At 62.5% G+C, this 8,443-nt stretch carries 8 protein-coding genes; 7 read left to right on the top strand and 1 reads right to left on the bottom strand.

Annotated features, from left to right (window positions below; all coding sequences use genetic code 11):
• Positions 1-224: 224 nt before the first annotated feature.
• Both OKB81_RS18135 and OKB81_RS18130 read left to right on the top strand, forming a co-directional pair.
• Entirely contained in the window at positions 225-1,334 is a 1,110-nt protein-coding gene (locus OKB81_RS18135; RefSeq protein WP_160838535.1) for an alkene reductase, read from the top strand.
• A 139-nt stretch (positions 1,335-1,473) separates the two neighbouring features.
• Positions 1,474-2,460, top strand: coding sequence for a zinc-binding dehydrogenase (locus OKB81_RS18130; RefSeq protein ID WP_270668135.1), 987 nt, complete (start codon positions 1,474-1,476; stop codon positions 2,458-2,460).
• 78 nt (positions 2,461-2,538) lie between these two features.
• Here the strand turns inward: OKB81_RS18130 and OKB81_RS18125 are convergent, their stop codons facing one another.
• The gene (locus OKB81_RS18125) at positions 2,539-3,558 is read right to left on the bottom strand and encodes an adenosine deaminase (protein ID WP_103858448.1); all 1,020 of its coding nucleotides are present in this window, start codon (positions 3,556-3,558) and stop codon (positions 2,539-2,541) included.
• 201 nt (positions 3,559-3,759) lie between these two features.
• Between OKB81_RS18125 and OKB81_RS18120 the strand changes: the two genes are divergently transcribed.
• From OKB81_RS18120 to OKB81_RS18100, 5 genes are all read left to right on the top strand, one after another.
• Entirely contained in the window at positions 3,760-4,509 is a 750-nt protein-coding gene (locus tag OKB81_RS18120) for an HAD-IIA family hydrolase (protein ID WP_010675115.1), read from the top strand.
• Between the two features lie 141 nt (positions 4,510-4,650).
• Entirely contained in the window at positions 4,651-5,019 is a 369-nt protein-coding gene (locus OKB81_RS18115; RefSeq protein ID WP_160838539.1) for a cupin domain-containing protein, read from the top strand.
• Between the two features lie 206 nt (positions 5,020-5,225).
• Positions 5,226-6,890 carry an asparagine synthase B gene (gene asnB, locus OKB81_RS18110; protein ID WP_160838541.1) on the top strand — a complete coding sequence of 555 codons (1,665 nt, stop codon included), beginning with the start codon at positions 5,226-5,228 and terminating at the stop codon, positions 6,888-6,890.
• Between the two features lie 384 nt (positions 6,891-7,274).
• Entirely contained in the window at positions 7,275-7,775 is a 501-nt protein-coding gene (locus tag OKB81_RS18105) for a thioredoxin family protein (protein WP_160837120.1), read from the top strand.
• Between the two features lie 128 nt (positions 7,776-7,903).
• Positions 7,904-8,398 (top strand): glutathione S-transferase, encoded by a 495-nt coding sequence (locus OKB81_RS18100; RefSeq protein WP_270666826.1) that lies wholly within the window; start codon positions 7,904-7,906, stop codon positions 8,396-8,398.
• The last annotated feature ends 45 nt before the right edge of the window (positions 8,399-8,443 follow it).

Below are 8,443 nucleotides of genomic sequence, written 5' to 3'. Positions count from 1 at the left end.
AAGCCAAACCACAGAAGTATGCGACGAGAAAACCTAGTAAAAACAATGCCAGTCAGGCTTAACTGACTGGCATTAGGCCTTTGGCCCTCTTTTTTCTGGCCCGAGCCCGGCCCCTCCCGCGCCATTGCTGCGATAACGGCAATTCTCTTCTGCAATACCCCCTCTTTTTCACAATAACAATCCCCTCTAGAGTCACCTCACTCCCAAAGATTGAGGAATCCATCATGCACCACGATCCCCTGTTCTGCCCCCTTCGCCTCGGCCAGCTGCACCTTGCCAACCGCATCGTCATGCCCCCCATGACCCGCTCCCGCGCCAGCCAGCCCGGGGACGTGGCCAACGCCATGATGGCGACCTACTACGCCCAGCGTGCCGGGGCCGGCCTCATCATCAGCGAAGGCACCCAGATAGATCCCCTGGGCAAGGGCTACGCCTGGACGCCGGGCATCCACAGCGCCGAGCAGGTGGCAGGCTGGAAGCAGGTAACAGACGCGGTCCACGCCGAGGGGGGCATCATGTTCGCCCAGCTCTGGCACGTGGGCCGGGTCACCCATCCTGACAACATCGGCGGCGCCCAGCCCCTCTCCTCCTCCGCCATCCAGGCCAAGGGAGTGAAGGTATTCGTCGACAACGGCAGCGATGCCCCGGGGTTTGTGGAGACCGTCACCCCGCGCGCCATGACCCAGGCCGACATCGACGCCGTGGTGGGGCAGTTTCGCCGGGCCGCCCGCAACGCCATGGAAGCGGGCTTTGACGGCATCGAGTTGCACGCCGCCAACGGCTACCTCATCAACCAGTTCCTCGACTCCGAGTCCAATACCCGCACCGACGGCTATGGCGGTTCGCTCGAAAACCGGCTGCGCTTCCTCAAAGAGGTGACCGAGGCGGTCTGTGACGAGATCGGTCCCGACCGGGTCGGGGTACGCCTTGCGCCGCTCACCACCCTCAACGGCACCGTGGATGCCAACCCCCAGGAGACCTATCTGGCTGCCGCGCGCCTGCTGGGCCAGCTCGGCGTGGTCTATCTGCACGTGGCCGAAGCGGACTGGGACGACGCCCCCCTGATGGCGGAGAGCTTCAAGCAGGGGCTGCGCGACGCCTTCCCCAACACCCTCATCTACGCCGGCAAGTACGATGGGGAGCGCGCCCGCGCCGCCATCGAGGCGGGCTGGGCCGACATGATTGGCTTCGGTCGCCCCTTCGTGGCCAACCCCGACTTGCCGAACCGCCTGCGCCACGGCCATCCGTTCGCTCCCCATGATCCCGCCACCCTGTTTGGCGGCGGCGAGAAAGGGCTGACCGACTACCCCGTCTATGGGGCAGAGCGGGCATAAGGCGGCTGGCGCTTAACCTCTTCCCGGGCGGACCCCACCAGCGTGGGGTCCGCCTTGTTGTCTTGCCAGTGCAACAACAACCCAAGACATTGTTGCGCCATGTGATTCAATCTGCGCCCCTCTCTTTCAAGGAGTCACCATGAACCATACCCAGGCCTGGTGCTGGCACGCCCCCGGCGAACCGGACCAGCTCATCCTCACCCGGCAGACGCTCCCCGCCCCCGGGCCCGACGAGTTCCTCGTCGCCAACCGGATCATCGCCTTCAATCCGGTGGACTGGAAACTCATCGAACAGGGTCATCCCCACTGGCAGCCAGGCCATGTGCCCGGCGTCGATGGCATGGGCACCTTGGTGGCACTGGGGGCCAATGTCACCCACCTGCGCCCCGGCACCCGGGTCGCCTATCACACCGACCTGCGCCACGGCGGCAGCTTTGCCCGCCACACCCTGGTGCCGGCTCGCGCCCTGATGCCGGTGCCCGATGCCCTGAGCGACGAGACGGCCGCCGCGCTCCCCTGCCCCGGCCTCACCGCCTGGCAGGCACTGGCCAAGCTGCCGCACCTGCACGGGGAGGCCCTGCTCATCACGGGGGCTGGCAGCAGTGTCGGCCGCTTCGCGGTGCAACTTGCCCTTAAGCAGGGGGCCCGCGTCTTTGCCAGCGCCAGCCCGCGCCACCACCAGTGGCTCAAACAGCTAGGCGTGCAGGGGGTGGCGGACTATCGGGATCCCGACTGGCTGGCCCAGTTGCAGGCCGCCAACGGCGGTGAACCCTTCGAGGGGATCATCGATCTGGTCTCCAGCCAGCAGGCAGAAGCCTTGCTGCCTGCCCTTGGCTATTACGGCCACATGGTGACGGTGCTCGGGCGCATCGCGCGCAACCCGCTGCCCGCCTTTAGCCATTGCCACTCATTGCACGAGATTGCCCTCGGCGCCCAGCACGCCTTTGGCTCGGACAAACAGTGGAGCCGTCTGGTAGCGGCCGGTGTCGCCATGATGGCGCAGATGGCGAGCGGCGAGCTGACCCTGCCGCCGCTGGTGGTGGGCGACTTCGACGCCCTGCCCGCCCTGCTCACCCACGTCAAGCAGGAGGGACAAGGGGAAAAGTATCTGGTGCGGGTGGGTTGATACCCGCCCAACGATGGCACAAAGAGGCCCGCCAGCCATGGCGGGCCTCCTCCATTCAAGGTGTGCAAGGCGGCCTGCTCAGTGCAGGCTCACCCCGTGCAGGGCGGCATGGAGGCGAATGTCCCGGGTCAGACGCACCTTGTCCGCAAGGCTCAGCCAGCTCGCCTCCACGGCATTGAGACTGAGTCGGCACAACTGCTCCTGGCTGGCGCCAAGCCCGTCGGCCAGGGCCTGGAAGTTGGCGTTCATGTAGCCGCCGAAATAGGCGGGATCGTCGGAGTTCACGGTGACGCAGAGCCCCTGCTCCAGCAGCCTTAGCACATTGTGGTGGGCCATCTGGTCAAACACCCTGAGCCGCACGTTGGAGAGGGGGCAGACGGTGAGGGGCAGCCGTGTATCGGCAAGATAGCTCAGCAGCGCGGGATCCTCGACGCAGCGCACCCCGTGATCGATGCGTTGCACCCCGAGCTCCCGGATCGCCTGCCAGATGTAGTCCGCAGGTCCCTCCTCCCCCGCGTGGGCCACCACAGGCAACCCCAGTTCCCTGGCCCGGGCAAAGACCCGGGCAAACTTGCTGGGCGGGTTGCCCTGCTCCCCCGAATCGAGGCCGACCCCGTGCAGGCGCGCCAGGTGCGGCGTGGCCTCTGCCAGGGTGGCGAATGCCGCCTCTTCACTCAGGTGGCGCAGGAAGCTCATGATGAGCCGCCAGCTGATGCCAAAGGCTGCTTCGCCAGCCTGCAACGCCCGCTCGATGCCCCCCAGCACGGTGGCAAAAGGCACGCCGCGGGCGGTGTGGGTCTGGGGGTCGAAGAAGATCTCCACGTGCACCACGTGATCGGCAACGCAGCGCTCGAGATAGGCCCAGGTGAGGTCGAAGAAATCCTGTTCGTGGATGAGCACGCTGGCACCGAGGTAGTAGAGATCGAGGAAGGATTGCAGGCCGTCGAACTCATAGGCGGCGCGCAGGCTGTCGACATCGGGCCAGGGAAGCGCCACCCCGTTGCGCTGGCCGAGGGCGAACATCAGCTCGGGTTCGAGGGTCCCCTCGATATGCAGGTGCAGTTCCAGCTTGGGCAAGCCGGCAATAAAGTGCTCCATGATGACGGCTCCATCGTCAGACTCCGTGCGGGCACCACCGAGGCGGCGCCCTCCCTTCGCCTTCATTGTGCACCCATCTGGCCCACCGGGGGAGACTTGTCATCAAAGGGCCTTATAATGGCGACACAAAAACCATAACCGATTGAAGAGACGAACAGAGGGAGGCCCTGTCCCCGCTCTTGCGCCCTACAAGGAGAATTCATGAAGAAAAACGTCATCTGTGACATTGACGGCGTCATCCTGCACAACAACGATCTCATTCCCGGCGCCGACCGCTTCGTCCACCGCCTGCTGGAGCAGGGCAGCAAGCTCCTGTTCCTCACCAACTACCCGGCCCAGACCCAGAAAGATCTGCAAAACCGCTTCCGCTCCGCCGGAATAGAGGTGCCCGAGGAGTGCTTCTACACCTCCGCCATGGGCACCGCCGACTTTCTCAAGCGCCAGGATGGCAAGAAGGCCTATGTGATCGGTGAAGGGGCCCTGACCCACGAGCTCTATAAAGCCGGCTTCACCATCACCGATATCGACCCGGACTTCGTGGTGGTGGGAGAGACCCGCAACTACAACTGGACCATGATGCAGCAGGGCGCCAAGTTCGTGGATCAGGGGGCCCGCTTCATCGCCACCAACCCCGACACCCACGGCCCCCTGATGTACCCGGCCTGCGGCGCCCTGTGCGCCCCCATCGAGCGGATGACCGGCAAGAAGCCCTTCTATGTCGGCAAGCCGAGCGCCTGGATCATTCGCGCGGCCCTCAACCGGATGGAGGCCCACTCCGACGACACCATCATCATCGGCGACAACCTGCGCACCGACATCCTGGCAGGCTTCCAGGCCGGTCTCGAGACGGTGCTGGTGCTCTCCGGGGTGAGCAAGGTGGCGGACATCGACCGCATGCCGTTTCGGCCAAACCACATCTTTGACTCCGTGGTGGACATCGACATCGTCTGATCCCGGGTGCCGCCCTTCCGGTAGCCTTCAGCCTGCACGGGCCCCCTTGGCAAAGGGGGCCCGTTTCGTTTAACGTAAGCGCAACATCGTTAAACAAACTAAACGGGAGCAGGATGCTCCTTCGCCACTCAAGGACGCACCATGAAGAGCCTGAACGACTGGATCCTGCTGGACAAGCACACTGTCTCCCCCACCCCGATGATGCCCGCCCCCGAGCGCATCAGGGCCGGAACGCCGAGCCAGACGGCATGGAACCACTACTCCGACCCGAGCCAGCAGTTTCACGTGGGCTTCTGGGCTTGCGAGCCGGGCTGCTGGGCCGTTCACTATACCGAACACGAATACTGCCAGATGCTGGAAGGGGAGGCGGTGATCCACGACGAGCAGGGCGGCCGGCTGCACCTCAAACCGGGGGATCAGTTCGTCATTCCCGTCGGTTTTGTCGGGCAGTGGGAGACCCTCACCCCTTGCCGCAAGCTCTATGTGATCTTCGAACCCGCCGCGACTTGACGCGAACGTCAACCCTGACCCTCTCTCTTCAGGCGGCCGAACGGCCGCCATTCCCTGGCGCAACTTGACGCTTACGGCATGATTTTCTGCGGTTTTCCTGCTTGCAAAAGGGTTTTCCGCTAGGCATTGTGATTGGCGAGGAATGTAAATGGAATTTCGAGCCCAAACGTGGGGGGCTCATATAAAAATCAAGAGGATTACCGCCAATGTGTTCTATTTTCGGCATTCTGGACATCAAGACCGACGCCACTGCCCTGCGCAAATCGGCCCTGGAGATGTCCAAGCGACTGCGTCACCGCGGGCCTGACTGGTCCGGCGTCTACAGCTCCGACAAGGCCATCCTGGTGCACGAGCGCCTGGCCATCGTCGATCCGGGCAACGGCGCACAGCCTCTCTACAACCCCGAGCGCACACACGTATTGGCCGTCAACGGCGAGATCTACAACCACAAGGAGCTGGAGAAGAACCTCAAGGTCGACTTCCAGTTCCAGACCCACTCCGACTGTGAAGTGCTGCTGGCCCTCTACAAGGAGAAAGGCCCGGCGTTTCTGGACGATCTGAACGGCATCTTCGCCTTCATCCTCTATGACGCCGAGCAGGATGCCTACCTGATTGGTCGCGACCACATGGGGATCATCCCCCTCTATACCGGCCGCGACGAACACGGCAACTTCTATGTCGCCTCCGAGATGAAGGCCCTGGTGCCCGTGTGCAAGAGCGTCGAGACCTTCCCGCCGGGACACTACCTGTGGAGCAAGGATGGCGAGCTTAAAACTTGGTACAAACGGGACTGGATGGAATACGCGCCGGTCGAGCACAACGTCAGCGACAAGGCCGAGCTCAAAGCGGCACTGGAAGCGGCGGTCAAGCGCCAGCTGATGTGCGACGTGCCCTATGGCGTGCTGCTCTCCGGTGGTCTGGACTCCTCCGTCATCTCCGCCATCACCAAGCTCTATGCCGCCCGCCGGGTGGAAGACGATGGCAAGAGCGAAGCCTGGTGGCCCCAGCTGCACTCCTTCGCCGTCGGCCTGGAAGGGTCGCCGGATCTCGCCGCCGCCCGCAAGGTGGCTGACCATCTGGGCACCATCCACCACCAGATCCACTTCACCGTGCAGGAAGGTCTGGATGCCCTGCGTGACGTCATCTATCACCTCGAGACCTATGACGTCACCACCATCCGCGCCTCCACGCCCATGTATCTGATGGCCCGCTACATCAAGGCGATGGGGATCAAAATGGTGCTCTCCGGCGAAGGCTCCGATGAACTGTTCGGTGGCTATCTCTACTTCCACAAGGCGCCCAACGCTAAAGAGTTCCACGAAGAGAACGTGCGCAAGCTCGCCTCCCTGCACCTCTATGACTGCCTGCGCGCCAACAAGTCCATGGCCGCCTGGGGTGTGGAGGGTCGCGTGCCCTTCCTCGACAAGGAGTTCATGGACGTGGCGATGCGCCTCAATCCCGCCGACAAGATGTGCGGCAAGGGCAAGATCGAGAAGCACATCCTGCGGGAAGCCTTCGAGGATCTGCTGCCCCACGAAGTGGCGTGGCGCCAGAAGGAGCAGTTCTCCGACGGCGTGGGCTACTCCTGGATTGACAGCCTGAAGGCCATGGTCGAGGAAGAGGTGACGGATCAGATGTTCGAGGCCGCGGCCTTCCGCTTCCCCGTCAACACCCCGCTCACCAAGGAGGCGTACTACTATCGCGCCATCTTCGACGAGCACTTCCCGCTGGAGTCCGCCGCCCGCACCGTGCCCTACGGCAAGTCGGTCGCCTGCTCCACTCCCACCGCGCTCGAATGGGATGCCAAGTTCAAGGAGATGGCCGACCCCTCCGGTCGCGCCGTGATGGACGTCCACCAGCAGGGTTACTGATCGCCCCTGACCTGAATACAAAGCCCCTCTCGAGGGCAATGCTGTTCACTTAAGAGAATTTGAGTTCCAGTCCACGTAGTATCAGGACAAAAAAGCGAGGGAGGCATGATGCCTCCCTCTTTCTATTGCAAGCCCCGCTGGATAAAGGCTGGAGGAAGATCGACTGGACACAGCCTTGCCCCCTCAACTCAAATCCAATTTATGAATAATCAGTCAAAAAAGTGCTTATCTGAACAGCATTGCCTCTCGAGGGGCTTTGTTGTTTTCTGCCATTCCATTGCCGCTTTTTGCCTTCCCCTTCCCTGTTTGCGGCTTGGCGCAGGAAACGCCCCGTGTCACATTGTCTGCGCCTGGAAGCAAAGATAACGACACAAGGAAGAGACCATGAAACGACTGTTACTGCCCCTGATGCTGGGCCCCCTCCTTTTCAATGGCGCCGCCTGCGCGGGCGACCACCTCTGGAGTCAGAGCCTGCCCGATTACAGCCAGGGTTATGACGAGACGCGGGATCCGGCCCGCGATCTCGCCGCCGCTACCGCCAAGGCCAGTGCCGAGGGCAAGAAAGTCCTGCTGCTGGTGGGGGGCGAATGGTGCAGCTGGTGCCAGGAGATGAACCGCTTTCTGGACCGGGAACCCGATCTCGCCGGCCAGCTCAACCGCACCTTCGTGGTGGTCAAGGTGAACGTCAGCGAGCAGAACAAGAATGAATCCTTCCTGAAAGCCTACCCCGAGTATCTGGGGGTGCCCCACTTCTACGTGCTGGATGCCAAGGGCAGGCTGCTCGAGTCCTTCAACACCGGGCTGCTGGAGAAGGGGAAGAGTTACGACGGGGAGAAACTCGGCAAATTTATCGCCTATTTCCAGCCCAGGACCACCCACGGCTGACTCGCCAATCAATCAAACAGGGCCCCGCACGGTCAGTGACAGTGCAGGGCCTTGATGGCAGCGCAAACAGGGAAGTGGCATGTCTGCGACAAACAGGCCATCCATCACCCCGGACAAGGACGAAAAAGATGTTGCGAATACTGGGCAAGGCGTCGTCAATCAATGTGCGCAAGGTACTGTGGACCTGTGCCGAGCTGACCCTCCCCTTCGAGCTGGAGGAGTGGGGATCCGGCTTCAAACCCACGGACACCCCGGCGTTTCTGGCGCTCAACCCCAATGCCATGGTGCCCGTCATTCAGGATGAGGATTTTACGCTGTGGGAGTCGAACACCATCATCCGCTACCTGGCGACGCGCCATGGTGCCAATGCACTCTATCCCGCCGAGGCGAGAGCCAGGGCCAGGGTCGATCAATGGATTGACTGGCAGGCATCGGACTTGAACACCGCCTGGCGCTACGCCTTCCTGTCGCTGGTGAGGCGCTCCCCCCAGCATCAAGACCATCAGGCCCTTCACGCAGCTTGCCTGCAGTGGTCTCACTGCATGGAGATCCTGGAGAGACAGCTTCAAACAACCGGAGGATATGTGGCCGCATGTACAGGATCTTTAGCAGCAACCAATTGAAATAGATATAAAAATGGCTTCGATTGTGATCTGATTTTATCGCCA

The organism is Aeromonas sp. QDB56 (genome assembly GCF_027705505.1).
Taxonomy (GTDB): domain Bacteria; phylum Pseudomonadota; class Gammaproteobacteria; order Enterobacterales; family Aeromonadaceae; genus Aeromonas; species Aeromonas caviae.
Note: the sequence above shows the minus strand (reverse complement) of the source record. Positions and strands in the feature narration are given on the sequence as shown.